The sequence below is a fragment of the Vibrio sp. JZG10 genome, from assembly GCF_054064075.1.
In genome coordinates this window covers 442,852-467,428 of record NZ_JBSUGE010000001.1, presented here as the reverse complement: position 1 = coordinate 467,428, position 24,577 = coordinate 442,852, and the positions used below count along the sequence as shown (strand labels likewise).

The window sequence follows — 24,577 nt, the reverse complement described above, 5'->3', positions numbered from 1 at the left end:
ATTAGTAATAAGGAAGTTCGAGTGAGCAAGCAACAAAAAATCCTATTTATCGACCGAGATGGCACGCTGATTGTTGAGCCACCGATTGATTTCCAAGTTGACCGCTTGGATAAGTTAAAACTAGAGCCATTTGTTATCCCAAGCCTATTGTCGTTGCAGGATGCTGGATACCGTCTAGTGATGGTCACTAACCAAGATGGTTTGGGTACTGGCAGCTACCCACAAGCTGATTTTGATGCACCGCACAACATGATGATGGAGATCTTCGAGTCTCAAGGTGTGAAGTTCGATGACGTGTTGATTTGTCCTCACTTTGAAGAAGATAACTGCTCTTGCCGTAAGCCTAAGCTAGGCATGGTGAAAGAGTACCTTCAAGGTGGCAAAGTTGATTTCCAAAACTCTGTCGTGATTGGCGATCGTCAAACCGATCTTCAACTTGCAGAAAACATGGCAATTCGTGGCATTCAATACAACCCAGAAACCATGGGTTGGAAACAGATCCTAAAAGATCTGACGGTGAAGGCGCGCGTAGCTGAAGTGGTTCGCACCACGAAAGAAACGGACATCAAAGTTGCGGTTAATCTTGATGAGCAAGGCGGCAATGACATCTCTACAGGTCTTGGCTTCTTTGACCACATGCTGGATCAAATTGCGACGCACGGTGGATTCCAAATGGTGTGCAAAGTGGAAGGTGACCTGCACATTGATGATCACCACACAGTAGAAGATACGGCTCTTGCGTTAGGTCAAGCGTTGAAAGAAGCACTGGGTGACAAACGTGGTATTGGTCGCTTTGGTTTTAGCCTGCCAATGGATGAGTGCTTGGCACAATGTGCACTGGACCTATCTGGTCGTCCTTACCTTAAGTTTGACGCGCAGTTTAGCCGTGAGCAAGTAGGTGACCTTTCAACAGAGATGGTGGTTCACTTCTTCCGCTCTCTGACTGACACCCTAGCGTGTACGCTGCACCTTTCTTCTGCTGGCGATAATGATCACCACATCATTGAGAGCCTGTTCAAAGCGTTTGGTCGAACGTTACGCCAAGCAATCAAAGTAGAAGGCACTGAGCTACCGAGTAGTAAAGGCGTACTTTAAGGCTAACGTTAGCAAGGAGAAAAACAGTGACAGAACAGAAAGTTGTCATTATCGATACTGGCTGTGCCAACGTCTCTTCGGTGAAGTTTGCTATTGAACGCCTAGGTTATGACGTAACGATTTCAAAAGATCCACAAGTTGTATTGGCGGCTGACAAGCTATTTCTACCGGGCGTGGGAACCGCTAGTGAAGCGATGAAGAACCTAGAAGAACGTGACCTTATCAGCTTAGTAAAACAGGTAGAAAAGCCACTGCTAGGTATCTGTTTAGGCATGCAACTGCTGGGCAAAGTGTCTCAAGAAAAAGGGCAGAAAGCCGACGAGTTAGTTGAATGTCTCGGACTTTGTGATGGCGAAGTGAAGCTGCTACAAACTGGAGACTTGCCGCTGCCGCATATGGGTTGGAATACCGTTTCTGCAAAAGCAGGCAATCCGTTGTTCAAAGGCATTGAAGAGGGTGAGTACTTCTATTTTGTGCACAGCTTTGCGATGCCAGTTGGAGACTACACCATTGCCGAATGTGATTACGGAAATCCATTCACTGCTGCGGTTCAAAGCGGTAACTATTATGGTGTGCAATTCCACCCAGAGCGTTCTTCAAAAGCGGGCGCGAAGCTTATTCAAAACTTCTTAGAATTATAAAAGGGATTTAGTGTGATTATTCCAGCTCTTGATTTAATTGAAGGACAGGTGGTTCGCCTTTATCAAGGTGATTACGGCCAAGTAACCGAGTACAAAGTCGACCCAGCAGAGCAGTTCAATTTGTACCACCAAGCGGGTGCTAACTGGCTGCACTTGGTGGATTTAACTGGCGCGAAAGACACGACAGCACGCCAGCTAGGTTTGATTGCAAAGCTACTAGCAAGCACACCAGCGAACATCCAGATCGGTGGTGGAGTGCGTACAGAGCAAGACGTGATTGATCTGTTAGAAGCCGGTGCGCAGCGTGTTGTAGTCGGTTCTACAGCAGTAAAACAGCCAGAGCTTGTGAAAGGTTGGATGGAAAAATACGGCGCAGAGAAAATCGTTCTCGCACTAGACATCAACATCGATCAAGACGGCACGCGCAAAGTTGCCATTTCTGGCTGGCAAGAAGATTCAGGCGTGACTATCGAAGCTCTGATCAACGATTATCTGACGGTAGGTCTACAGCATGTGCTTTGCACGGACATTTCTCGTGACGGTACGCTAGAGGGCTCAAACGTTGAGCTTTACGTCGACCTATGTAAACAGTACCCACAAGTGCAGTTTCAATCTTCAGGCGGCATTGGCTCATTAGCGGATATCGAAGCACTAAAAGGCAGTGGTGTGGCTGGCGTGATTGTTGGTCGTGCGCTGTTAGATGGTAAGTTCACAGCAGAGGAGGCATTTGCATGCTGGCAAAGCGAATAATTCCATGTCTTGATGTTCGTGATGGACAAGTGGTGAAGGGCGTTCAGTTCCGCAACCACGAAATCATTGGTGACATCGTTCCTCTGGCGCAGCGTTATGCTGAAGAAGGCGCTGACGAGCTTGTGTTCTACGATATTACCGCTTCAAGTGATGGGCGTGTCGTTGATAAAAGTTGGGTCGCTCGCGTTGCAGAAGTGATTGATATTCCGTTCTGTGTCGCTGGTGGCATTAAATCAGCAGAGGACGCAGCGCGCATTCTTGAGTTTGGTGCAGATAAGGTATCTATTAACTCTCCTGCCTTGGCGAACCCTCAGTTGATTACTGACCTTGCTGATAAGTTTGGTGTGCAATGTATCGTCGTTGGTATCGATTCATACTACGACAAAGAGACGGGCAAGTATCAGGTTTACCAGTTTACTGGTGATGAAGAACGCACCAAAGCGACCCAATGGGAAACGCGTGATTGGGTGCAAGAAGTACAAAAACGCGGCGCTGGTGAAATCGTACTTAACATGATGAACCAAGACGGTGTGCGTAACGGCTACGACATCGAACAACTGAATATGGTGCGTGAAGTGTGTAACGTGCCATTGATTGCATCGGGTGGTGCAGGTGCCATGGAGCACTTCGCAGAAGCCTACCAAAAAGCCAATGTGGATGGCGCGCTTGCCGCATCGGTATTCCACAAACAAGTCATCAACATTGGTGAATTAAAGCAGTATTTGAAACAACAAGGCATTGAGGTACGACTATGAGTGTAAAAGCCGCCGAAGTAAGTTCGCTAGCTGAGCGAATCAACTGGGAAAAGGTGGATGGTCTGGTACCTGCCATCGTACAAGATTTTCAATCAAGCCAAGTGCTGATGATGGGTTACATGAACCAAGATGCGTTGGCAAAAACGGGCGAAACAGGTCAAGTGACGTTTTTCTCTCGTACCAAGCAGCGTCTTTGGACGAAAGGTGAAACCTCTGGCAACGTATTGCAACTAGTGAACATGCAGCTAGATTGCGACAACGATACGCTACTGGTTAAGGTGAATCCCATTGGTCCTACGTGCCACTTGGGTAATACAACTTGCTGGGATGTGGACCCTCAAGAGGAGTCACAAATGGTGTGGCTTCATCAACTTGAGCAGCTACTGGCTGCCCGCAAGAGTGCCGACCCAGATTCCTCTTATACTGCCAGTCTTTATGCCCGTGGCACCAAGCGTATTTCGCAAAAAGTGGGCGAAGAAGGCGTTGAAGTCGCGCTTGCGGCGACGTCGGGCGATAAGGCGGAGTTAGTGTGTGAATCAGCAGACTTGATTTACCACTTAATGGTATTGCTTCAAGACCAAGGCTTATCGATGAATGACGTAGTGAACAAGTTGAAAGAGCGTCATAAGTAAACTTGCTTATAGATAAGTGAAAGCCCCTATGCTCTCAAGTCTAGGGGCTTTTTTTAATTTAGTGTTCTTGATTCGGGGGTAAAAACCGGCAACAGTGCTGGTGGCGATTAGATTCTGAATCACGCTCGTCCCTCGCTGTTCAGAATGACGGTATATTTTCTAATGGTATTTGAAGTCGCGTTATCTATTTCAAACGAAAGTACATATTCACGTTATTCCGACGAGCTTAGGTGAGATCAGGAATCTCATTAAAGCGAGCTCAATAAGCTAAGCGTGGATGCCTTTACCCACAACACTTCTTAAACTTCTTACCGCTTCCGCAGATACACGGATCGTTACGACCTAGCTTTAGGCTACTCACTGGCTGGCTCAATCGTGGATCCTGTTCTGGTTCTTCTTCTGGCTCTTCTTCAGGAAATGTGCCGTCAATGTAGTACCAAAGCCCATTTTCTTTTACGAAGCGAGAACGTTCTGTCATACAGTAGCGTTTGCCGTCTTCATCAAAATAAGCGCTAAACTCGACAAAGCCTTCATTGTCATTACTGCCAGCTTCTGTTTTTAATACTTCAAGCTTGCACCAATCGCTGTCGATAGATTGGGCAATGCCTTCTCGTTGTTCTTCTGCATTACAGCTTGGGTGGTAGGTATTCACCACGTAATCTACTAGACCTAACACATGCGCACTGTAACGAGAGCGCATTAACTGCTCCGGAGTGGTAACGTCAGCATGGTTATTGTGGGCAATTTCACAACACTGTTGGTAGGTGCGGTTAGAGCCGCAAGGACAAGAAGAAGCCATAAAATGAAATCTCGATTAATTAAGCGGTAAAAACAAACAACCTCACAATTGCGAGGCTGGAGGTGAGGCATTATAGAGATTTAAGGCGTTTGAGACAGCAGTTCTTGAGCCCACTCGGTAGATTGATTAAAAGCGTCTGCTAATTGAGGCTCGGTTAATTTAAGAACGGTGCAATACCGCTCAGCTAATTCCCAGTCTGCTTGTTCGTAGGCGATCGTCATTGAAAGTAAGTGGCCAAGTACGCCTTTTCGACTGGTTAATGCGAGTTTTATATCTTCGTCAACGGGGATATCTTCAATGACATCCGAGAGCGGTTGATCGAGCAAAGATCCGAGTAAAGAAAACATTCCTGTCAAAAAAGCCTGCCCAGGGTCATACCTAGTGTTCATTTGACTAAGTAACAGTTCACACATTCTTGCACGCTGAATCGCTAAAGAGTAAAGAGAGTCAGGTTTATCCTCTTGAACGGATGCAATTGCAACTAAGGAAATAAAGCGTCGTAGTCGCTCTTCACCCAGATAAATAAGTGCCTGTCTGAACGATTTGATCTTAGTCGTTAATGTATATCCTGAATTTACGTAAGTAAGCAACTTGTATGACAGCGTCACATCAATCGAAAACAGACGTTCAACCTCATTGAAGTCGATGGGCTTATCTGCAATCTCTTTACACAGCTGTATGACGGTAAGAAACGCGGGGTTCAACCGTTTTTTCTGGATCATCTCAGGCTTGCTGAAAAAATATCCTTGAAAATAGTTAAAGCCGGCTTCTAAAGCTTGCTCAAATTCTTCATAGGTCTCTACTTTTTCCGCAAGAAAGTCGATTTTAAATGGGCTCAATGCCTGAATAAAAATAGCGGCTTTCTTGATCGGTACGAGTCGAATGTCAAACTTGATCATGGAAACGTATGGAAGAAAACGTTTCCAAGCCTTCGTCGGCACAAAATCATCTAAAGCAATTTTGTATCCGCACTCATGAAGGTGCTTGATGGCTTCTAGCAGCTCTTCTGTCGGTTCACAATCTTCAAGGACTTCAATGACGAGAGACTCTTTGGGAAACAGAGTTGGGACTAGATTCACCAAGCTTTGATGCGGAAAGTTAACAAAGCCAAGTTTGTTCCCTAATGTGTTGTAATGCGTCGACAAAAAATGATCGGATAGCAGTCGACTAGTAGCCAGCTCTGGTTCTACTTCAGGGAAGGTATTTTTAGGACCGTCTCGAAAGAGAAGTTCGTAACCTATGGTTCGTTTTTCTCTATCCAGAATCGGTTGGCGAGCTACGTAAGAATACTTCAATTAGGTACTTCGTTCTGTTTAACTTAGTATTATGATAATAGCGATTTTTTACAAAATATCTACGACTTGAGCGTGAATCTTCTACACGCTCTACATGCTTAACGCAAATTCTGTATGAATGGTCTCGTTTGTAGGTCAAAGCCATCAGAATTTACTTGTAAAACTGAGCCTTGCGTATACCAATCCCCTAAAACTATCCGGGTCTTTTTAACGCCATCGACGTCAAAAAAATGTGTATTCGGGCGATGAGTGTGACCATGAATCATTAAGTTGACGCAATTCTGAGACATCACTTTCTCGACTTCATTTTGATTGACGTCCATGATATCTAAAGGCTTGCTCATTTTATCATCACGAATATCGGATTGAACTTTTGAGACAATTTTCTTCTTAATAAACCAAGGAATGTGATTAAACAGCCATTGCAACCAAGGTTGATGAACAGTCTTACGGAATTTTTGATAATCAATGTCGTCAGTACACAGGGTGTCACCGTGGAGAATAACTGCTTTAGTACCATAAAGGTCTATGAGGCTAACTTCATCCAATAATGTAATGCCTGTCTCTTTACAGAAGCGTTTTCCCAATAGGAAGTCGCGATTGCCCTGAATGAAATAAACAGGAACGCCAGTCTTTGTTAGTTGCTGGAACTCTGTACGGATTTGATTGGCAAAAGGAGTTTTGTCATCGTCTCCAACCCAAAACTCGAACAGATCGCCTAATACATAAAGTGCATCGGCTTTCGTTGCTTCTGTTCGCATGAACGTCACAAAACATTCCGTAATATCCGGACGCGATGGGGTGAGGTGAAGATCGGAAATAAATAATGTTGTCATGGAAATAAGGGGAAGCGATGCCTCCCCATTAACTTATCTCTTAGAAATAATTCTTACGAATTATTCTTCAATTGTTGTACCAGTGATTACTACGTCCTCTAGAGGTACGTCTTGGTGCATGCCGTAAGAACCAGTGCTAACGCCTTTGATCTTATTTACGATGTCCATGCCTTCTACAACTTCACCGAATACACAGTAACCCCAACCATCTAGGCTTTCGCTACGGAAATCTAGGAATGTGTTGTTGTTTACGTTGATAAAGAACTGAGAGCTTGCTGAATGCGGCTCCATAGTACGCGCCATAGCAAGTGTACCCACTTTGTTGCTTAGGCCGTTGTTTGCTTCGTTCTTGATAGGTGCACGTGATGCTTTTTCACGTAGACCAGGTTCCATGCCACCACCTTGGATCATGAAACCGTCAATAACACGGTGGAAAAGAGTGTTGTCGTAAAAGCCATCGCGGCAGTACTGAAGGAAGTTTGCGCTAGTCTCTGGCGCTTTCTCTTCGTTTAGTTGAATCTTGATGTCACCAAAATTAGTGTGAAGGGTGATCATGCTACTTTCCTTTACTGTGTTGTGTTGAGCCCGAGATTCTAGCCTAAGTTCTAGTGCTTTAAAAACTCAGGAAGAGGAAATTCTTCGTTTTGTGCTTGAAGTTTAGCCGATTATCGTTTTATCGGTTAATTGCTATTACCTAACCAGGTCGGAGTTGATATACTCGACCTTCTTTTATTCATTCACAATCATAGATAGAGATCATGTTAAAGATATATAACACACTCACAAGACAGAAAGAGGAATTCAAACCAATTACAGCTGGCAAAGTCGGCATGTATGTCTGTGGAGTTACCATCTACGATCTCTGTCACATCGGTCACGGTCGCACTTTTGTCTCCTTTGATGTGGTATCACGTTACCTTCGTTACCTAGGTTACGATCTAACGTTTGTACGCAACATCACAGACATCGATGATAAGATCATTAAACGTGCGGCTGAAAATGGCGAGTCTTGTGACTCATTGACCGAGCGCTTGATCGGTGAAATGCACGCAGACTTCGACGCATTAAACATGAAGCGCCCAGATATTGAGCCTCGTGCAACCCAGTTTATTCCAGAAATCATCGAACTTGTTCAAAAACTGATTGAACGTGGTTTTGCTTACGTTGCGGATAATGGCGATGTAATGTTTGAGGTTCGCAAGTTTGACGAATACGGCAAACTGTCTAAACAAGATTTGGATCAGCTGCAAGCGGGCGCGCGCGTTGATGTCGAAACAGCCAAACGCAGCCCACTAGACTTCGTTCTTTGGAAGATGTCTAAACCAGGTGAACCTACGTGGGAATCACCATGGGGCCCTGGTCGTCCAGGCTGGCACATTGAATGTTCTGCTATGAACTCTTCAATCCTAGGCGATCACTTTGATATTCACGGTGGCGGCTCTGATCTTCAGTTCCCACACCACGAAAACGAAATCGCGCAATCATGCTGTGCACACGACACTAAGTACGTAAATACTTGGATGCACAGTGGCATGGTGATGGTAGATCGCGAGAAGATGTCTAAGTCTCTAGGCAACTTCTTTACTATCCGTGACGTACTTGGTCACTACGATGCAGAAACGGTTCGTTACTTCCTTATGTCTGGTCACTACCGTAGCCAGTTAAACTACAGCGAAGAGAACCTAAACCAAGCACGCGCTTCGCTTGAGCGTCTATACACTTCTCTACGTGGTTTGGATCTAAATGCTGCTCCTGCTGGTGGTGAAGAGTATGTATCTCGCTTTACAGCAGCGATGAACGATGACTTCAATACGCCAGAAGCGTACTCAGTTCTGTTCGACATGGCGCGCGAAGTTAACCGTCTGAAAACAGAAAACCTAGAGAAAGCGAGCGAGCTAGGTGCGCTAATGCGTGAACTAGCAGATGTGATCGGTATTCTTCACCAAGATCCAGAAGCCTTCCTAAAAGGTGATGCAGGTAACGATGATGAAGTGGCTGAAATCGAAGCTCTTATCAAGCTGCGTAACGACTCTCGCGCTGCGAAAGATTGGGCGAATGCAGATATGGCTCGTGACAAGCTAACCGAAATGGGCATTGTTCTGGAAGATGGTCCAGAAGGCACAACGTGGCGTCGTAAGTAATTGAACTTTCAATTTTAAAGGGCTGATAATTCAGCCCTTTTATTTTCCATTTCCATAAATTAAAACTTTAACTTTAGGTAATGCTCTGTGGCTCAGATGTATTTCTATTACTCAGCAATGAATGCGGGTAAATCAACAACGCTTCTTCAATCCTCTTTCAACTATCAAGAACGCGGCATGACGCCAGTTATTTTTACGGCTGCACTAGATGATCGCTTTGGTGTCGGTAAAGTGAGCTCTCGTATTGGTCTTCAATCTGACGCACACTTGTTTCGTCAGGATACCAATTTATATCAAGAGATCGCAGCTCTGAATGAAGTTGAGAAACGTCACTGTATTCTTGTTGATGAGTGTCAGTTCTTGTCGAAAGAGCAGGTTTACCAACTCACTGAAGTTGTTGATAAACTGCATATTCCAGTATTGTGTTACGGCCTTCGCACCGATTTTCTAGGCGAACTTTTTGAAGGCAGTAAGTACCTGTTATCTTGGGCAGACAAGTTGGTTGAGCTCAAAACGATCTGCCACTGCGGTCGCAAAGCGAATATGGTTATTCGTACCGATGAACATGGCGTGGCGATTAAAGAGGGCGATCAAGTTGCGATCGGCGGTAACGACAAATATGTCTCCGTGTGCCGTCAGCATTACAAAGAAGCACTCGGTAAATAATCCGTATTAATACAGAAAAGCCACCGTAATCGGTGGCTTTTTGTTGTCTGCTAGAAAGGGCTTTAGACTAAGTCAAAACCAAATCTCTCTAGCAAAAACTGATAAGATGATTCTACCTGCGGAGGGATGTTTTGCTCGGTTTGAAACCCTTTCTCTGGATAGCTTTTTACGCGAGAGAAATCTTCCATTAGTGCTTCTAGCACCATCATTAATGGCATGTCTTCATTAATATATTCAAAAAACGGATGAGCCGTAGAGCTTACCTGGAGCTGGGAGTAGGGTGACTGCCACTGTTTTTCAAATGTCGCTATAGCTCTGCGTTCCATAAATGGTTTTTGTACCAGAATAAACGATGAGCAATGTTTTCCTTCTTCTTTCAATCGTTGCTCAGTAAAGCGAACGTTTTCGCCACTGTTGGTGGATTCAGTTTCGAGCAAAATTGCTTCACTTGGCACACCTGACATCTTGGCAATCTCGGCAAAAGTTTCCGCTTCGCTTTTTTCAAACAGTCCATCGGTAAAACGACCTTCTCCCCCTGAAAATACAATCAAAGGCGCTAACTTCTGGTGGTACAGATTTGCTGCATGCTCTGCTACACGCACATCGTTACTGCACATCACAAATAAACAGTCTGCGGGTTTCAGCTCATGTTTGAGTTGCATGTAATCCCAAAGTGTTTCTATGTGTCGATAGAGTTTCATAGCGCGTCCAAAGTTGAGTTGAAATGAAATTGATAGCCAAGTGAGAGTAGTTTGTCTGCGAGAATGCGCTTATCTGTTTGTTCTGTGACTGGTGGAAGAGGTATCTCACTTTCGCTCTTATTTATAGCGGCTTGGTAGAACTCCGCCTTGCTGACGGTATGTGGTGTGGTCACGTTAATAACTTGGTTGCTTAAATTATCTAAAGCAAATTTGACCGCCGATACCGCATCATCTTGATGAAGCATATTAGCAGGCGCTTTACGACTGACTTGTTTTAGTCTCATAGCAAAGCGAGAAGGGTGCCTATCTGGCCCAATTAGCCCGCTACAACGCATAATGACGAAGCTAATATTAGAGTCGATAACATGCTGCTCGGCTTGTAGCATAATACGTGCATTGTCAGAGAAATAAGGGCTGTCGGCTGCTAAAGAGAGTGACGCATCTGCTTCTTCCATATCAGAAGCTAGGTTGGGATACACCGTTGTAGAGCTAATCATAACGAGCTTTTCAACGTTGTTTTGCTTTGCTGCGTTGGCGAGCATTTGCCATTGTTGGGCGTATTCTTGTCCGCGTCCTTTACGAAAACCAGGGGGAAAAGCACCGACAACGTGAGTAATTTGATGTTGCTTAAGCAACTCATCTAGCCGTTTCGCCGCGTTAAGTTGATTAAAATCGAATAATGCGGAGTGAGTCAATGAAGCGGGTAACTCGTTTAACCGAGCTTGGTTACGACGAGTAACGACAACGTGGTGTCCGTCTTTCATCAAAGTTTCTGCTAGCGGAGTTCCGAGCCAGCCTGCACCTACGATCAATGTATTTGCCATTTGGGTCTTCCTACTTACTTATTTATGTCTGCTCGAATAGATTGAGCAGCTCTGCTTTGGCTTGTTGATGGAGGGGATCTGAATGCCATTTCTGATGTTGAATAAGGTCAACATTGACTTGCCAAGCCAGCTTTGTGAAATCATCCCCAACTCTTTTCAGTGTGTTCGGTGAATACGCGACTAAATGCTCTGGAAGAAAGCACCAACCAAACCCTTTATTCGCTAATTCCAACAAAATATAGTAGTTATCAGCGTACCAGATATCCGGGCTGAATGCTTGATTGAGACCACATGGCTCTGCGTTTTTGGAGCGTATGACCAGTTGACGATGTTGTTTGAGTTGATCAATGTGAGTGACGCGTTGCTGTGCCAGAGCGTGTGTTGAAGAGACATAGACATCGAACGCAATGTTACCAAGATTAGTGAAATCGATATGTCTTGGCATTTGTAAGTCACTCAAAATAATCCCAGTAGTGGCGCGCTCCGATTTGACCAATTCAATGATATCCGGACTTGAAGCTGTTAAGCATTCAACTTGCAAGTGTGGAAAGCGTTGCTCTAAATTTTTTAGCACGTCGGGCAAGCGAGTCAGAGGAATCCCTTCATCAATGGCTAAAACCAATTTATTAGTTGGTGTTGAAAAAAGCTGTGATGCTCTGTTGTTCAATCGGTCTAGTTGGCTGATTGCCGCTTGTGCATAAGGTATGAGCGCGAGGCCACTCTCGGTTAATTTCGGATATCGACCAGAGCGATCAAATAGATCAACACCACAGTCGACCTCCATATTTATGATGTGTTGGCTGACTACGGATTGAGCTCGCCCCAGTTTTCTTGCCGCGCCTGAAAATGATCCGGTTTCTGATGTAGCAATGAAAGCTTGCAGTTGTTCGATGGTAAACATATCGCTTTTGCCGATGGTATCTAACTTTTTGTTATCTGAATAATAGATAAAATTCTAAGCATTGAGTAGAACTATTTGGACAGAGAAATATGACTCGTAACGAACGAATTTTTCATGCAGTACTTTTTGAGTTAATCGCACTCGCGATCATTGTGCCAGCGGCTTCATTGATCACCGGAAAGGGATCGAGTGATCTCGCGTTAGTTGGGATTGGGTTGAGCATGTATACCGTCGTGTGGAATTACATCTACAACTTGTACTTTGATAAGTGGTTTGGCAGCAATCGAACTGAGCGAAGTTTAGCGATGCGTTTTGGGCATACAATTGGATTCGAGGGAGGGTTGATCTTTATCTCTATACCCGTCATTGCTTGGTTCTTAGAAATTACGCTTCTTCAAGCTCTGGTGTTGGAAGCTGGCTTCCTAGTGTTCTTCCTATTTTATGCCACAGGCTTTAATTGGTTGTACGACAAGGTTCAGCCATTTAGCAAAATGAAAAAACGATTAGCGCCTCAGGTTTCGGCAGGAACAAAATGCAGGGACCAATAAAAAACGCCACCAACTCGGTGGCGTTTTTGTTCAAATTACACAGAAAGGACTCTTAAAATCTTATCCGCATGCTCTGCAACTTCAATACCTTCATCTGTTAAATAACCACCATCAGGCTGTGTACAAAGTTGCTTCTCGTATAGGCGAGCAACGGCTGCCTGCATTTCTTCTGACGCGTCTGTATGAACTTTAATACCAGTTGCAGCACTACTTAAGTCGAACTGAAGAAGTAGGTTCAATTCGGCGATATGTTCAGCTGAATATTTCATAAATGATTCCTTTACGCTTTTTTTACCAAGCTAGTCTGAAAAGAAGAGTTGAGCAACATTAAACGATAAGAAGTGTTAAGTATGGCGCTATCAGGCTGATATAACGCAGGATCTTTGTTCGAAAGGCAGAATACTTGTTAAGTATCAATGATAGTTACGATTGCTAATGATAGTTGACCTTTATTGGTTGATCTCTCGATAACAACATTTTTAGTAAACATGTTAAATAGCGCTTGAAAAAGTAGGGAAATGGAGCGATTATCCGCGCCTCTTTAATTGTTTCTAAATGTTACACCACAATGAACTTCAATCAGTTTGACTCATTATTACCGCCTCAGGCTGCGGAACGCGCGGCTGAAGTGGGGGTAGGTAAAGCAACTAAAGCACCGATCAAATCTTTTTTATTGGCAATTTCTGCCGGACTTCATATTGGTATTGCGTTCATCTTTTACACCACGGTGACAACCGGTGCAGGCGACCTTCCATGGGGTATTACCAGGCTAATCGGTGGCCTAGCCTTCAGCCTTGGTTTGATTCTTGTTGTCGTTACAGGTGGTGAGCTTTTCACTAGCTCGGTATTAACATTGGTAGCGCGAGCCAGTGGAAAGATCTCGTGGCAAGCGCTCATCAAAAACTGGTTTGTGGTTTATTTCGGCAACATGGTTGGTGCTCTTTTGTTGGTAGCATGCATGTTGGTCACCAAGCAGTATATGTTTGATCACGGCCAAGTTGGCCTCAACGCGATGGCGATATCTCAACACAAATTGCACCATGGTTTCTTTGCTGCTGTTGCGCTTGGCATCATGTGTAACGTGCTGGTGTGTATTGCTGTTTGGATGACGTTTAGTGGACGTACATTAACTGACAAAATAGCGGTCATGATTCTGCCAGTAGCTATGTTCGTGTCGGCAGGTTTCGAGCACTGTATTGCGAACATGTTCCAAGTACCCATGGCGATTGGAATCAAATATTTTGCACCGGAAGCATTTTGGCAAATGACAGGGGCGGATATTGCAAACTATGCGGACTTAAACATGATGGGGTTCATCGTAAATAACCTTATCCCTGTAACGATAGGGAACATCATTGGTGGCGGTGTATTCGTTGGTATGTGGTATTGGATGATTTATCTACGTGATGAAGACAAGCATTTACGATAAATCTAAAAGAATAAAAGAAAGGCGAGCCAAATGGTTCGCCTTTCTTTTATTCGTGTCGATAAGTTTCACACAAATCGAGTGAGTTAAATCAGCTCTTCATTGATGCCAAAATCGGTTGGGAGCCAATGAGAAGTCACTTCCTTTGGTTCTTGAACGAGCCAGTCCAGAGGTGCATCGGATAGGAGTTCATCGTAATTTTCTTTGATCATTAAGACATCCATGTACGTCTCTCCAAGTTTGTGGTCACTATCTTTACTCTAAAATTAGAATATGTCAGGCAAGTGATCAAAGCATGACGATTAGATTGATCACTTATGCTGCTATGTTTCTGGTTGCGTATGGGTTTAGGGTGTTTATCCACATTTTCTGTGGATAACCTGTCTCAAAGGCCGTGCGTATCTAAACTTGCAGAGAAAATTTCATAAAATTAGAGGCTTATACTCGAGAGAATTCTGTCTGACTTTTCTCCAGAAAGCGTCTTGATGAATGTTGAAAGAATGAATGAGTTATTCAGTTAAAAGTGCGTTTGACTTGATAATACAAGCCCTTTCACTGGCTTTGTTCACACGCTTAAACTATCTATGAGTTTTGGTAGGTTCTGATTGTTGGATTTTTATTTTGATCCGGCCTTCTTTCGTTTGTACCCAGCTCAGTGTCATCTCCAGCGTAATAGCGACGGAGGTACTCAACATGACGAGAATAGCCAGCATAATCACCAACTGATATTTAATTGCAACCATCGGGCTTGCGCCACCTAGAATTTGACCAGTCATCATGCCTGGCAAGGTAACCAGCCCTGTAGTGGCCATAGAGGCTAAAGTTGGAGCAAGTGACTTTCTAAGGGCCTCTTGAATGAAGGGGAATGATGCATAACGAGGAGAGGCACCAAGTGAGATAGCAGCCTCGTATTCTGATTGTCTCTGTTCAAAAGCCGTAAATAAATTCTGCAGTGCGATGATGTTACTACTTAAGCTGTTACCCAATAGCATGCCCGCAAGTGGGATCATGTACTGGGCGTTGTAAATAGGGGATGGCTGCACTAGGCCTGCGGTAATCGCTATAAGAAGTGGAATTAGACCACAGGTTAAGCCTGTAAGAAGAGGAAGCATAAGTGGCTTTTTAGGCAGGCGAGCTTTTCCTGCAATTGAGCTTGCACCAATCAGTAACATGATGGCAAGCCAAAGTATATTGACAAGTAAGCTGTTTAATTGAAAAAGATATTCTAAATACACGCCAATCAATATGAGCTGAAGTGTCATACGAATAACACTAATTATTGTGTCTTTCGCAATCCCTAATTTGTAGCGGGCATTAATAAAGAAGGGAACCAACAAAATCAGACCAAACAATGCCAGTTTGGTCCAACTTATATCCACCACGCTATCCATAATCGCTCCTCGAAAATCCGCGAATAATTGTAACTAAGCTCCTCCTTTATATGAACATCAATGTGCATTTTTTGATGTTCTCAACGTAAACCTTTAGCGCTATTCTTGTCATTATTTCGCATCATTTTATTCACAACTGATTATCTTTTGACGGGTTTTTAAGCCAATTTATGACCCGTTAATTACTATCCAAATGTAACTTATGTTTGGTAAATGTTGTCGTTTTAACAATTAGTTAAAAGACTTATTTTGTCACATCTGTTCATGTTTTTTAATAAATAACATCAATCAATCACATCTCTGGATGAGCTCAAAAAAGTGTTGAATTACAAGGTCTGAGAGCTCTTATTTGATTGAACCTTACTATTAGTATGGTCTAACATTTTCCATTAGAGATTGTAAAAAACTTAAGCTTGGTTACGCGGGCTTTTCAATAACACTAGATACAAAATAGGCAAATGTATGAGTGATGTTAATAAAATTGAGAGTGGTGAAAAACGCTCCCTGGAGTGGAAGTCGTTCCTCTTCATTGCAGTTGTTCTCTTCCCAATTCTGAGTGTGGCTTTTGTCGGCGGTTACGGGTTCATCGTTTGGATGTTGCAAGTGTTCTTCTTTGGACCTCCAGGCGCGCACGGCATGTAAGCCTGTGAGCTCATAACCACACTTTTGAAAAGATTTTAAGAGAGCAAATAATGAAATCATTAATCATTAAACTGTGGCGTACCATGACGCGCCCAGCTGTACATATCAGCCTAGGTGTGCTGACTATGGGCGGCTTCATTGCTGGTGTTATCTTTTGGGGTGGCTTTAACACCGCTCTAGAAGCAACCAACACAGAAGAATTCTGTATTAGTTGTCACACAATGCGTGACAACGTGTACGTTGAGCTGCAAGAAACGGTTCACTGGAAAAACCATTCAGGTGTTCGTGCTACTTGCCCTGACTGTCACGTTCCTCATAACTGGACAGACAAAATTGCTCGTAAAATGCAGGCATCTAAAGAGGTATTTGCACAGGTATTTGGCAACTACGATGAACCTGGTGTGTTCGAAGAGCGTCGTATCGAACTTGCGAAACACGAATGGGATCGTTTCTCGGCAAACAAATCTTTAGAGTGTAAGAACTGTCACAACTACGAATCGATGGATTTCGAGCAAATGTCTCCAACCGCTCGTATCCAAATGAAGCAAGCAGCAGAGAAAGATCAAAGCTGTGTTGACTGTCATAAAGGTATCGCGCATAACCTGCCAGCAGGTATGGACAGCATCGGCGGTATCGTGGGTGACCTAGAAGGTATGACTTCAAATACAGATTACTCTGTAGGTCAGCAACTAGTGAGTGTTCGTCACCTACCTATTTACTTTGATGCACAAGGCACTAAAGAAGCCGGTCTTCTTAACCCAGCATCGACCGTTAAAGTTCTTGAAGACAAAGGCGAGTTTGTTGAAATCGAAATCGATGGCTGGCGTAAAGCGAAAGGTTTTGGTCGCGTAATTCAAGAAGACTTCGGTAAGAACATTGCGACTGCGTCTCTGATGAAAGAAGCAGCGACAGATAGCAACATTGTGACGACTGGTGAGAAAAAAGTGGATGAGCTAACGGGTCTTCCATGGGAAAAAGTGGCAGCGAAAGTATGGCTTAAGAAAGAGTCTATGCTGAACGACATCAATCCTGTTTGGGAAAAATCTCGTGAAGCGTACAAAACCAACTGTTCAGTATGTCACACGCAACCTGCGGAAGCGCACTTCGACGCGAACACCTGGCCAGGTATGTTCGACGGTATGTTGGCGTTCGTTAACCTAGATACAGACAGTGAAGCCCTGATCTTGAAGTATCTACAGAAACACTCTTCAGATTATGCTGAAGGTCACCACTAATAAGCGTCGGATTGGAGTAATTTAAATGGCTATTACACGAAGAAGTTTTCTTAAAGGTGTAGCAACCACAAGTGCAGCGTCAGTTATTGGTCCTAGCTTATTGGCGTCAGCCTCTGCCAATGCTGTTGAGACGACAGGTACTTGGAAAGTAACAGGTTCTCACTGGGGCGCGTTCCGCGCCCACATCTACGCGGGTAAAGTTCAAGAGATCAAACCGCTAGAGCTAGACAAAAACCCAACTGAAATGCTAAACGGCATCAAGGGCATTATTTACAGCCCTTCACGTGTGCGTTACCCAATGGTTCGTCTAGATTGGTTGAAGAAACACAAATATAGCGCGGATACTCGCGGTAACAACCGTTTCATCCGCGTGACTTGGGATGAAGCGCTAGATTTGTTCTACCGCGAACTAGAACGTATTCAAAAAGACTACGGTCCATGGGCGCTACACGCAGGTCAAACGGGTTGGAACCAAACAGGTTCATTCAACAACTGTACCGCGCACATGCAACGTGCAGTAGGTATGCACGGCAACTTCATCACGAAAGTAGGTGACTACTCGACGGGTGCAGGTCAAACCATCATGCCTTACGTACTTGGTTCAACGGAAGTTTACGCACAAGGTACGTCTTGGTCTGAAATCCTAGAGAACTCTGACAACATCGTTCTTTGGGCTAACGATCCAGTGAAAAACCTTCAAGTAGGTTGGAACTGTGAAACGCATGAGTCGTTCAAGTACCTAGCACAACTAAAAGAAAAAGTAGCGAAAGGTGAGATCAACGTTCTATCTGTAGATCCAGTGAAGAACAAGACTCAGCGCTACTTAGAGAACGATCACTTGTACATCAACCCGCTGACAGACGTAGCGTTCATGCTTGCTGTGGCGCACGTGCTGTACAACGAAGACTTGTACGATAAGAAGTTCATTGATACTTACTGTCTAGGCTTTGAAGAGTTTATTCAATACGTTCAAGGTAAGACAAAAGATAAAGTAGAGAAAACACCAGAGTGGGCTGCGGCTATCTGTGGCGTGAAAGCGGACAAGATTCGCGAATTCGCGCGTATGCTAGTAAGTGGCCGTACACAGATCCTGATGGGTTGGTGTATCCAGCGTCAAGAGCACGGTGAGCAGCCATACTGGGCAGCGGCTGTGGTTGCTGCAATGGTTGGTCAAATCGGTTTACCTGGCGGTGGTATCTCTTACGGTCACCATTACTCAAGTATCGGTGTACCTTCAACTGGTTTCGCGGGCCCTGGTGGTTTCCCTCGCAACCTTGACCAAGGTATGAAGCCGAAGTGGGACAACAACGACTTTAACGGTTACAGCCGTACTATCCCAGTTGCACGTTGGATCGACTGTCTGCTTGAGCCAGGCAAAGAGATCAACTACAACGGCGGTAAAGTGAAACTGCCAGACTTCAAGATGATGGTGATCTCGGGTTGTAACCCATGGCACCACCATCAAGATCGTAACCGCATGAAGAAAGCGTTCCGCAAACTTCAAACGGTTGTAACGATCGAGTTTGCTTGGACTGCAACATGTCGTTTCTCGGATATCGTTCTACCTGCGTGTACGCAATGGGAACGTAACGACATCGACGTATACGGTTCATACTCGAACAAAGGTCTGATTGCGATGCATCGTCTCGTCGATCCATTGTTCCAATCTAAGCCTGATTTCCAAATCATGAGTGAACTCACTCAGCGTTTTGGTCGCCGCGAAGAATACACTCGTGGTATGAGCGAGATGGAATGGATCGAAAGCCTTTACAACGATTGTAAAAAAGCGAATGAAGGTAAGTTTGAAATGCCAGAATTCAACGAGTTCTGGGAGAAGAGCGTACTAGACTTCGGTGAAGGTAAACCTTGGGTTCGTCATGCGGACTTCCGTAAAGACCCTGAGCTTAATCCACTAGGTACGCCGTCTGGCTTCATCGAGATTACATCACGTAAGATCGGCCGTTACGGTTACGAACACTGTCAAGAGCACCCAATGTGGTTCGAAAAATCAGAGCGTTCACACGGTGGTCCTGGTTCAGATAAATACCCATTCTGGTTGCAGTCTTGCCACCCTGATAAGCGTCTGCACTCTCAGATGTGTGAATCTGAAGAGTTCCGCGCGACTTACGCGGTACAAGGTCGTGAGCCGGTTTACATCAACCCAGCGGATGCGAAAGCAAAAGGTATTAAAGATGGCGATTTGGTACGTGTATTCAACGGTCGTGGTCAGCTGTTAGCTGGTGCTGTTTTGACTGACAGCTACCCACGTGGCGTTATTCGTATCGAAGAAGGTGCATGGTACGGTCCTCTAAACGAGAAAGAGGGCGCAATCTGTACTTACGGTGACCCTAACACGCTAACGCAAGACATCGGCTCTTCTGAACTTGCGCAGGCGACTTCTGCGAACACATGTATCGTAGACTTCGAGAAGTTCACCGGCAAAGTACCGCCAGTGACTTCATTCGGTGGCCCAATCGAAGTTGCTTAATTAATGCAATTCACATCAATCGAAATACCAGCCTTCGGGCTGGTATTTTTTTAACCAAAATTTCAGTGAGCGTTATCTCAATAATAAATTTGTGACGCTAAACGACAGTAGGATTCGTGACGTTGATAACGAATTGGGTGGGACAAGCAGGGGATAATGAACCAAGCTAAACAATAATAATTAAGTGAGTAGACTCTTTATGGCTCAGAGCATTCAATTGGCAAATCACATTGAGATCACTGTGAATAACAACGACTTCCAAGTTGAAGTTGAGGGTAATCAATTACATTTTTCTTTTGCTGGGCTTCACAATAAAACGTTTACCGATCGTGAAGTGTTGTTCGAGATGCCGTTTTTGTACGAGCACGAGGCCAATGTGATTGGCGATGGCTTCCAAATGCTAGCGCAAACAGCGGGAACGGTTAGCCATCCCGTTGATATTGGTCGCTGTCCAGACAACAACCCTTCTTATCGAATCTATCCCAAAGATGCCCCTAAGCGTTACTACAACTATTTAGTGGTGGAAGGCTCGGCTGGCTATACCTTGTTTGGCTTTACTTCATGTCACCGTTTTGCGGGCTATTTTGATGTTGTACTGCGTGATGGACATTGGGTTTTATCTGCCGCGATTGATGGTGAGTTTACTCAAGTGGCGGATTGGGAAAGTAATCAACTTGAGTCCGTGGCGGTACTCTGTGGCCAATCTCTGTCTGAGCTTTATCAAATCTATGGCGAGATGATTGCAGAGCATCATCCTGTTCGCCAAGGTGTGACACAAGATGCGCCTGTCGGTTGGTGTTCGTGGTATGCCTACTACGCAGACGTGACAGAGCAAAACATCATGCAGAACGTTGATTGCATGCAAGATAAGCTCGAAGACCTAGAGTGGGTACTTCTGGATGATGGCTATCAAGCCTTTATGGGCGATTGGTTAACCCCATCGGATAAATTTTCTGGTGGCGTGAAAGAGCTCATTCATAGTATCCGTGCAAAAGGCAAAAAGCCGGCAATTTGGATGGCCCCCTTTATTGCTCAACCTGAGTCGGAGATCTTCAAACAACACCCAGAGTGGTTTGTTCGTCACAAAGATGGAAGCTTACTTAAAGCAGAAGATGTCACATACGGTGGTTGGCGCTGCACGCCTTGGTACATACTCGATACCTCAAATCCAGAAGTGCAAGACCATCTGACGAATGTGGTCTCTGTCATGAGACAAGAGTGGGGCGTTGAATTGTTCAAGCTAGACGCGAACTATTGGGGCACCTTGAAAGGTGTGCGTAAACAATCTGGTATTACAGGCGTTGAGGCGTATCGCTTAGGAATGGAAGCGATTGCTAAAGGCGCTGGTGATGCGTGGCTTTTAGGTTGCAACGCGCCAATGTGGCCATCTCTAGGGCTTGTGGATGCAATGCGTGTTTCTGATGACGTAGAACGCCATAGTCGTCGTTTCGAGCAGATAGCCAAAGAAACCTTTTATCGTAGTTGGCAGCATCGAAAACTGTGGCAAATTGATCCGGATTGCGCGACATTCACGTCATTAGCTAATCAAGCCGCATCCAGAGAAGAGTATGAATTTCATCGCACGGTGTTATTGGCGTGTGGTGGTTTGCTGCTGTCTGGCGATCCTCTCCCTGAGATTACGCCATTTGCAAAGAAGACATTGGCTAAGCTCATGCTACGTCAACAACGTAACCGAGAGTCAGCAAAGTTCACGGCTTTGAGTTTAAATCATGCGTTTTTAAAACTAACGACGAAGAATGACCTTCACTGCTTGTTTAACTATGCCTGCTACGGGGCGATGGAATTTACGCTGACGTCTGATCAACCGATGGATTGGTATGATTTCTGGACAGGAGAAAAGCTAAACCAAGAACCTTGTCAGTTATTAATGGTGAGCGTGGATAAAGGGTTAAATGCGAAAGCGATCGTCACGGCATAACGTGCAGCAAATCGTTCGATTATAAAAACAAGAAAGGGGCCTACTGTGGCTCCTTTCTTATTTTGACGTCCTGAGCGTTAGAACTCGAATAAAAAGTAATACCCGTATCCAACAATAAAAGCAGGAATGGACGAATAAATAGTCGCGACCAAAGCGGCTTTCGGTGCCATAGCAATGGCGGGGAATAGGGCGTCACCATCATTGGAAATCGCATTTGCCAACTGCGCCGAAAGTGGCGCTGCACCAGAGATGTAAAGGCTGGTGACTAGAATTTGCGGACCACAACCAGGTAGCATACCAATGGCTAAGCCAGCTAATGGCATCCATATCCCCCAATGAGAAAAGGTTTCTACGAGGTCGATTCCAGAAAAATAGGTCGTCAGTTCAAACGCCAGAAACGCCACGATCACCCAAGCACTGACGAAATTCGTATCTTGGGCTGCTTTTTGAATCGGGTGTGAGTCCACGATTTTTTCATCTTCAGAGACCGTTGACTGATAATCGCCGAGCTCTTTTGTCATCGCCCACAACGACATTGTGATCACCGCGAAGATAGAGCCCAGCCATTCAATGGTATTGGCCTGCAAAGACAACAGCTGATTAATATCGATTTGGAAAGACATTAACACAGCAACGACACTAGCAGGCACAATAAGCCATTTCCAAAATGCGCCTTGTAGATTGATTGCACGTTGTTCAAGAGGCGTGTGTCGGTCTGTCTGGTGTTGGCAACAAGCATGTGTCTGAAGTGCTTCTTTTGGCTCTGGGCGCAGAAAGTTATCAGCATGAAAAGCATTAACGACCAGCCCTGAAAGAGTACCCACGATTATGCCTAATCCAACCACGCCTAATCCAACACTAGGTTTGGCGGCGAGAAGCAAAAAGGCAGCGTCACCCATTGTTGAAGTAAGTACTGCGACAATCGCACCAAATCCTACTCGACCACTAATAAATTGCGTTGTCACAACAATAGCGCCACCACAGCCAGGCAAAGCACCCAATAAAGAAGCAAAGAAAACCTGATGATTACGCGAGCGGTGGTATAGCTCGGTGATTCGATTGGTTTTCGACATAAAGTTTGAAAGATAATGATAAATAGCCAATGTGGCAGCAACATAGCATGACACCGCCCAGAATGAGTCGGATAGCGTCTGTACGGCAACGTCACGTGTATTTTCATTGCCTAGCAAAATGAGCATGACGATAGGGATCAGCAATCGCTTATAAGCTAAACGAAACTGAGTAGGCTGAAACAACTGTTGTGCAGAGTGTAAAAATTGGGTCGCGTTCATCGTTTACTCAAATGCAAATAGGAATAATTATCATTATATGTAAATGAGATTTATTCGCAATAGCATTGTGAACTTTTCTTCGTGTCAAACTCTCTGAAATCAGGTAAAGTATCGGCCTTTGTGAGCAAACACGCCCTAATTAACTGTATTAGGCGGCGTATAAAATTGACTTGAATAGGAAGAAACATGATTCTAGTTGTAGGTCATAAGAACCCAGACAGTGACAGTATTTGTAGTGCACTCGTTGCAACTGAACTTCTAAAAGCGCGTGGCGTTGAAGCTATGCCAATTCGCCAAGGCGAAATCAACCGTGAAACTCAGCACATCCTAGAAGTTGCTGGCGCTGAAGTTCCTGAGCTTCGTACATCAGTTGCGGGTGAGACCGTTTGGCTAGTAGATTACTCAGATCTAGCACAAGCACCAGACGATATCGCAGAAGCTGAAATTGCGGGTATTGTTGACCACCACCGCCTAGGTGACGTGATGACAGTAAACCCAATGGAAGCATGGATCTGGCCTGTTGGTTGTACCAACACTGTTCTATTCAACATGTTCAAGATTGAAGGTCACGCGATTACTCCACAAATCGCTAAGCTAATGATGTCAGCAATTCTATCTGACACAGTAGGCTTCGCTTCTCCAACTTGTACACAAAAAGACAAAGATGCCGTTGCTGAGCTAGCGGTAATCGCAGACGTACAAGATGTTGACGCATTCACTAAAGATCTTCTAATTGCTAAGACAAACATCGAAGGTCTATCTGCTGCTGAGCTTGTTGAGAAAGACCTTAAAGGTTACCCATTCAACGGTCGTGACGTAGTAGTAGGTCAGGTTGAGCTTGCAACACTAGAGCAAGTTGACGGTATGATCGAAGCACTAGAAGCGGATCTAGAAGCGCGTTGCGAAAAAGATAACCTTGCATTTGCTGCTGTAATGCTAACAGACATCACGACTGCTCAAACTCGTCTTCTATACAAAGGTGAGTGGGCTGAGAAGCTTGTTAAGCACGAGAAAGACGGCATGCTAATGATGGAAAACACGCTAAGCCGTAAGAAGCAAGGTTGGCCTTGGCTTCAAACTGAGCTAGCTTAATTTTCTAGCATATACTTTAAATGCCCGCCTAGCTGCGGGCATTTTTCTATGGGAAATAGGAGACGAATATGTCTGAGCAACTGACCCAAGAGCAGATGGATACCATCAATCGTTACAACGAAGAGCAACGTTTAAAGTACTGCGTAAAAGAGATTGTGGCGAATCGTAAAGTTTGGATTCTGAAAGATGAACATGGCTGTGTCATGTTAAATACAGAAGATGATGATTGTGTACCAGTGTGGCCAAACGAAGAGTTTGCTTTGCAATGGGCGAATGGTGATTGGGAAGATTGCGAGCCAGAAGCGATCTCTCTAAACAAGTGGCACAGTCGTTGGACCTCTGGTCTAGAGGATGACGAGCTATCGATTGTTGTATTCCCAAATCAAAATGAAGAAGGGGTGGTTTTGTTTCCTGACGAGTTTGATTTTGAACTGCGCAAACAAGCGAGCCGCCGCTAATTTTTCGATTCGTGTCCATTTAATAAAGAA

General features: G+C 44.7%; 26 protein-coding genes. 15 read left to right on the top strand and 11 right to left on the bottom strand.

Translation table 11 applies throughout. The features are described from left to right. Positions 1-21: 21 nt before the first annotated feature. From hisB to hisIE, 5 genes are read left to right on the top strand one after another with little or no spacing between them, the layout of a single operon-like run. On the top strand, positions 22-1,095 hold the full coding sequence (gene hisB, locus ACWYVB_RS02115; RefSeq protein ID WP_457527767.1) for a bifunctional histidinol-phosphatase/imidazoleglycerol-phosphate dehydratase HisB: 1,074 nt from the start codon (positions 22-24) through the stop codon (positions 1,093-1,095). A 26-nt stretch (positions 1,096-1,121) separates the two neighbouring features. Then, entirely contained in the window at positions 1,122-1,736 is a 615-nt protein-coding gene (hisH, locus tag ACWYVB_RS02110) for an imidazole glycerol phosphate synthase subunit HisH (RefSeq protein WP_047008596.1), read from the top strand. A 12-nt stretch (positions 1,737-1,748) separates the two neighbouring features. Then, complete coding sequence (gene hisA / locus ACWYVB_RS02105; protein ID WP_047008597.1) at positions 1,749-2,486, top strand: 1-(5-phosphoribosyl)-5-[(5-phosphoribosylamino)methylideneamino]imidazole-4-carboxamide isomerase; 738 nt, start codon at positions 1,749-1,751, stop codon at positions 2,484-2,486. Beyond that, positions 2,468-3,241, top strand: coding sequence for an imidazole glycerol phosphate synthase subunit HisF (hisF, locus tag ACWYVB_RS02100; protein ID WP_004749837.1), 774 nt, complete (start codon positions 2,468-2,470; stop codon positions 3,239-3,241). Before hisA ends, hisF begins: the two co-directional genes overlap by 19 nt. Further along, positions 3,238-3,873, top strand: a complete 636-nt coding sequence (gene hisIE / locus ACWYVB_RS02095; protein WP_005533681.1) for a bifunctional phosphoribosyl-AMP cyclohydrolase/phosphoribosyl-ATP diphosphatase HisIE — start codon at positions 3,238-3,240, stop codon at positions 3,871-3,873. Before hisF ends, hisIE begins: the two co-directional genes overlap by 4 nt. Positions 3,874-4,156: 283 nt before the next feature. Here the strand turns inward: hisIE and ACWYVB_RS02090 are convergent, their stop codons facing one another. The 4 genes from ACWYVB_RS02090 to ACWYVB_RS02075 all read right to left on the bottom strand — a co-directional run bounded on the left by ACWYVB_RS02090 (position 4,157) and on the right by ACWYVB_RS02075 (position 7,358). Continuing rightward, the gene (locus ACWYVB_RS02090; RefSeq protein ID WP_193448130.1) at positions 4,157-4,672 is read right to left on the bottom strand and encodes a YchJ family protein; all 516 of its coding nucleotides are present in this window, start codon (positions 4,670-4,672) and stop codon (positions 4,157-4,159) included. Between the two features lie 80 nt (positions 4,673-4,752). Beyond that, positions 4,753-5,967: an EAL and HDOD domain-containing protein gene (locus tag ACWYVB_RS02085; RefSeq protein ID WP_005378158.1), complete on the bottom strand. Its 1,215-nt coding sequence runs from the start codon at positions 5,965-5,967 to the stop codon at positions 4,753-4,755. A gap of 98 nt (positions 5,968-6,065) precedes the next feature. Continuing rightward, positions 6,066-6,803 carry a UDP-2,3-diacylglucosamine diphosphatase gene (gene lpxH / locus ACWYVB_RS02080; RefSeq protein ID WP_006743038.1) on the bottom strand — a complete coding sequence of 246 codons (738 nt, stop codon included), beginning with the start codon at positions 6,801-6,803 and terminating at the stop codon, positions 6,066-6,068. A gap of 60 nt (positions 6,804-6,863) precedes the next feature. Continuing rightward, positions 6,864-7,358, bottom strand: a complete 495-nt coding sequence (locus ACWYVB_RS02075; protein ID WP_005390900.1) for a peptidylprolyl isomerase — start codon at positions 7,356-7,358, stop codon at positions 6,864-6,866. 203 nt (positions 7,359-7,561) lie between these two features. On the opposite strand from ACWYVB_RS02075, the gene cysS reads away from it, so the two are divergent. Together cysS and ACWYVB_RS02065 are read left to right on the top strand one after the other, a co-directional pair. After that, complete coding sequence (gene cysS, locus ACWYVB_RS02070; protein WP_005390902.1) at positions 7,562-8,944, top strand: cysteine--tRNA ligase; 1,383 nt, start codon at positions 7,562-7,564, stop codon at positions 8,942-8,944. A gap of 87 nt (positions 8,945-9,031) precedes the next feature. Further along, positions 9,032-9,610, top strand: a complete 579-nt coding sequence (locus tag ACWYVB_RS02065; protein ID WP_005378154.1) for a thymidine kinase — start codon at positions 9,032-9,034, stop codon at positions 9,608-9,610. A 62-nt stretch (positions 9,611-9,672) separates the two neighbouring features. Here the strand turns inward: ACWYVB_RS02065 and ACWYVB_RS02060 are convergent, their stop codons facing one another. From ACWYVB_RS02060 to ACWYVB_RS02050, 3 genes are read right to left on the bottom strand one after another with little or no spacing between them, the layout of a single operon-like run. Continuing rightward, positions 9,673-10,311, bottom strand: a complete 639-nt coding sequence (locus ACWYVB_RS02060) for a YdcF family protein (RefSeq protein ID WP_301613097.1) — start codon at positions 10,309-10,311, stop codon at positions 9,673-9,675. Further along, positions 10,308-11,135, bottom strand: coding sequence for an NAD-dependent epimerase/dehydratase family protein (locus tag ACWYVB_RS02055; protein WP_161445668.1), 828 nt, complete (start codon positions 11,133-11,135; stop codon positions 10,308-10,310). The genes ACWYVB_RS02060 and ACWYVB_RS02055 overlap by 4 nt, the downstream gene beginning before the upstream one ends. Positions 11,136-11,157: 22 nt before the next feature. Then, positions 11,158-12,036, bottom strand: coding sequence for a LysR family transcriptional regulator (locus ACWYVB_RS02050; RefSeq protein ID WP_005390908.1), 879 nt, complete (start codon positions 12,034-12,036; stop codon positions 11,158-11,160). 89 nt (positions 12,037-12,125) lie between these two features. Between ACWYVB_RS02050 and ACWYVB_RS02045 the strand changes: the two genes are divergently transcribed. Next, complete coding sequence (locus tag ACWYVB_RS02045; protein WP_005390910.1) at positions 12,126-12,584, top strand: PACE efflux transporter; 459 nt, start codon at positions 12,126-12,128, stop codon at positions 12,582-12,584. 35 nt (positions 12,585-12,619) lie between these two features. Here the strand turns inward: ACWYVB_RS02045 and ACWYVB_RS02040 are convergent, their stop codons facing one another. Beyond that, the gene (locus tag ACWYVB_RS02040) at positions 12,620-12,853 is read right to left on the bottom strand and encodes a TIGR02647 family protein (protein WP_005378148.1); all 234 of its coding nucleotides are present in this window, start codon (positions 12,851-12,853) and stop codon (positions 12,620-12,622) included. Positions 12,854-13,152: 299 nt separating this feature from the next. Here ACWYVB_RS02040 and focA point away from each other — a divergent pair, with 299 nt between their 5' ends. Continuing rightward, positions 13,153-14,013, top strand: a complete 861-nt coding sequence (gene focA, locus ACWYVB_RS02035; RefSeq protein WP_005393324.1) for a formate transporter FocA — start codon at positions 13,153-13,155, stop codon at positions 14,011-14,013. Between the two features lie 83 nt (positions 14,014-14,096). Here the strand turns inward: focA and ACWYVB_RS02030 are convergent, their stop codons facing one another. Together ACWYVB_RS02030 and ACWYVB_RS02025 are read right to left on the bottom strand one after the other, a co-directional pair. Continuing rightward, on the bottom strand, positions 14,097-14,234 hold the full coding sequence (locus ACWYVB_RS02030) for a hypothetical protein (protein ID WP_005378145.1): 138 nt from the start codon (positions 14,232-14,234) through the stop codon (positions 14,097-14,099). A 354-nt stretch (positions 14,235-14,588) separates the two neighbouring features. Beyond that, positions 14,589-15,401 carry an ABC transporter permease gene (locus ACWYVB_RS02025; RefSeq protein WP_457527761.1) on the bottom strand — a complete coding sequence of 271 codons (813 nt, stop codon included), beginning with the start codon at positions 15,399-15,401 and terminating at the stop codon, positions 14,589-14,591. A 462-nt stretch (positions 15,402-15,863) separates the two neighbouring features. Here ACWYVB_RS02025 and torE point away from each other — a divergent pair, with 462 nt between their 5' ends. The 4 genes from torE to ACWYVB_RS02005 all read left to right on the top strand — a co-directional run bounded on the left by torE (position 15,864) and on the right by ACWYVB_RS02005 (position 21,705). Next, the gene (gene torE / locus ACWYVB_RS02020) at positions 15,864-16,043 is read left to right on the top strand and encodes a trimethylamine N-oxide reductase system protein TorE (RefSeq protein WP_005378141.1); all 180 of its coding nucleotides are present in this window, start codon (positions 15,864-15,866) and stop codon (positions 16,041-16,043) included. 50 nt (positions 16,044-16,093) lie between these two features. After that, positions 16,094-17,278 (top strand): pentaheme c-type cytochrome TorC, encoded by a 1,185-nt coding sequence (gene torC / locus ACWYVB_RS02015; protein ID WP_031780338.1) that lies wholly within the window; start codon positions 16,094-16,096, stop codon positions 17,276-17,278. 25 nt (positions 17,279-17,303) lie between these two features. Beyond that, positions 17,304-19,766, top strand: a complete 2,463-nt coding sequence (torA, locus tag ACWYVB_RS02010) for a trimethylamine-N-oxide reductase TorA (protein WP_041156583.1) — start codon at positions 17,304-17,306, stop codon at positions 19,764-19,766. 199 nt (positions 19,767-19,965) lie between these two features. Beyond that, a complete protein-coding gene (locus ACWYVB_RS02005; protein WP_457527759.1) occupies positions 19,966-21,705 on the top strand; it encodes a glycoside hydrolase family 36 protein in 1,740 nt (579 codons plus the stop codon). 77 nt (positions 21,706-21,782) lie between these two features. On the opposite strand, the gene ACWYVB_RS02000 is transcribed toward ACWYVB_RS02005, so the two are convergent. Further along, positions 21,783-22,997 carry a putative manganese transporter gene (locus tag ACWYVB_RS02000; RefSeq protein ID WP_395216899.1) on the bottom strand — a complete coding sequence of 405 codons (1,215 nt, stop codon included), beginning with the start codon at positions 22,995-22,997 and terminating at the stop codon, positions 21,783-21,785. 186 nt (positions 22,998-23,183) lie between these two features. Here ACWYVB_RS02000 and ACWYVB_RS01995 point away from each other — a divergent pair, with 186 nt between their 5' ends. Further along, positions 23,184-24,089, top strand: a complete 906-nt coding sequence (locus ACWYVB_RS01995) for a manganese-dependent inorganic pyrophosphatase (RefSeq protein ID WP_005393312.1) — start codon at positions 23,184-23,186, stop codon at positions 24,087-24,089. A gap of 68 nt (positions 24,090-24,157) precedes the next feature. Further along, on the top strand, positions 24,158-24,547 hold the full coding sequence (locus tag ACWYVB_RS01990) for a DUF2750 domain-containing protein (RefSeq protein WP_005378129.1): 390 nt from the start codon (positions 24,158-24,160) through the stop codon (positions 24,545-24,547). The last annotated feature ends 30 nt before the right edge of the window (positions 24,548-24,577 follow it).

Bases quoted from the DNA above. Each gene is read 5' to 3' on its own strand.
- hisF (WP_004749837.1), top strand. From the start codon at position 2,468: ATGCTGGCAAAGCGAATAATTCCATGTCTTGATGTTCGTGATGGACAA.
- hisIE (WP_005533681.1), top strand. From the start codon at position 3,238: ATGAGTGTAAAAGCCGCCGAAGTAAGTTCGCTAGCTGAGCGAATCAAC.
- ACWYVB_RS02090 (WP_193448130.1), bottom strand. From the start codon at position 4,672: ATGGCTTCTTCTTGTCCTTGCGGCTCTAACCGCACCTACCAACAGTGT.
- lpxH (WP_006743038.1), bottom strand. From the start codon at position 6,803: ATGACAACATTATTTATTTCCGATCTTCACCTCACCCCATCGCGTCCG.
- ACWYVB_RS02075 (WP_005390900.1), bottom strand. From the start codon at position 7,358: ATGATCACCCTTCACACTAATTTTGGTGACATCAAGATTCAACTAAAC.
- cysS (WP_005390902.1), top strand. From the start codon at position 7,562: ATGTTAAAGATATATAACACACTCACAAGACAGAAAGAGGAATTCAAA.
- ACWYVB_RS02060 (WP_301613097.1), bottom strand. From the start codon at position 10,311: ATGAAACTCTATCGACACATAGAAACACTTTGGGATTACATGCAACTC.
- ACWYVB_RS02055 (WP_161445668.1), bottom strand. From the start codon at position 11,135: ATGGCAAATACATTGATCGTAGGTGCAGGCTGGCTCGGAACTCCGCTA.
- ACWYVB_RS02050 (WP_005390908.1), bottom strand. From the start codon at position 12,036: ATGTTTACCATCGAACAACTGCAAGCTTTCATTGCTACATCAGAAACC.
- ACWYVB_RS02045 (WP_005390910.1), top strand. From the start codon at position 12,126: ATGACTCGTAACGAACGAATTTTTCATGCAGTACTTTTTGAGTTAATC.
- ACWYVB_RS02040 (WP_005378148.1), bottom strand. From the start codon at position 12,853: ATGAAATATTCAGCTGAACATATCGCCGAATTGAACCTACTTCTTCAG.
- focA (WP_005393324.1), top strand. From the start codon at position 13,153: ATGAACTTCAATCAGTTTGACTCATTATTACCGCCTCAGGCTGCGGAA.
- ACWYVB_RS02030 (WP_005378145.1), bottom strand. From the start codon at position 14,234: ATGGATGTCTTAATGATCAAAGAAAATTACGATGAACTCCTATCCGAT.
- ACWYVB_RS02025 (WP_457527761.1), bottom strand. From the start codon at position 15,401: ATGGATAGCGTGGTGGATATAAGTTGGACCAAACTGGCATTGTTTGGT.
- torE (WP_005378141.1), top strand. From the start codon at position 15,864: ATGAGTGATGTTAATAAAATTGAGAGTGGTGAAAAACGCTCCCTGGAG.
- torC (WP_031780338.1), top strand. From the start codon at position 16,094: ATGAAATCATTAATCATTAAACTGTGGCGTACCATGACGCGCCCAGCT.
- torA (WP_041156583.1), top strand. From the start codon at position 17,304: ATGGCTATTACACGAAGAAGTTTTCTTAAAGGTGTAGCAACCACAAGT.
- ACWYVB_RS02005 (WP_457527759.1), top strand. From the start codon at position 19,966: ATGGCTCAGAGCATTCAATTGGCAAATCACATTGAGATCACTGTGAAT.
- ACWYVB_RS02000 (WP_395216899.1), bottom strand. From the start codon at position 22,997: ATGAACGCGACCCAATTTTTACACTCTGCACAACAGTTGTTTCAGCCT.
- ACWYVB_RS01995 (WP_005393312.1), top strand. From the start codon at position 23,184: ATGATTCTAGTTGTAGGTCATAAGAACCCAGACAGTGACAGTATTTGT.
- ACWYVB_RS01990 (WP_005378129.1), top strand. From the start codon at position 24,158: ATGTCTGAGCAACTGACCCAAGAGCAGATGGATACCATCAATCGTTAC.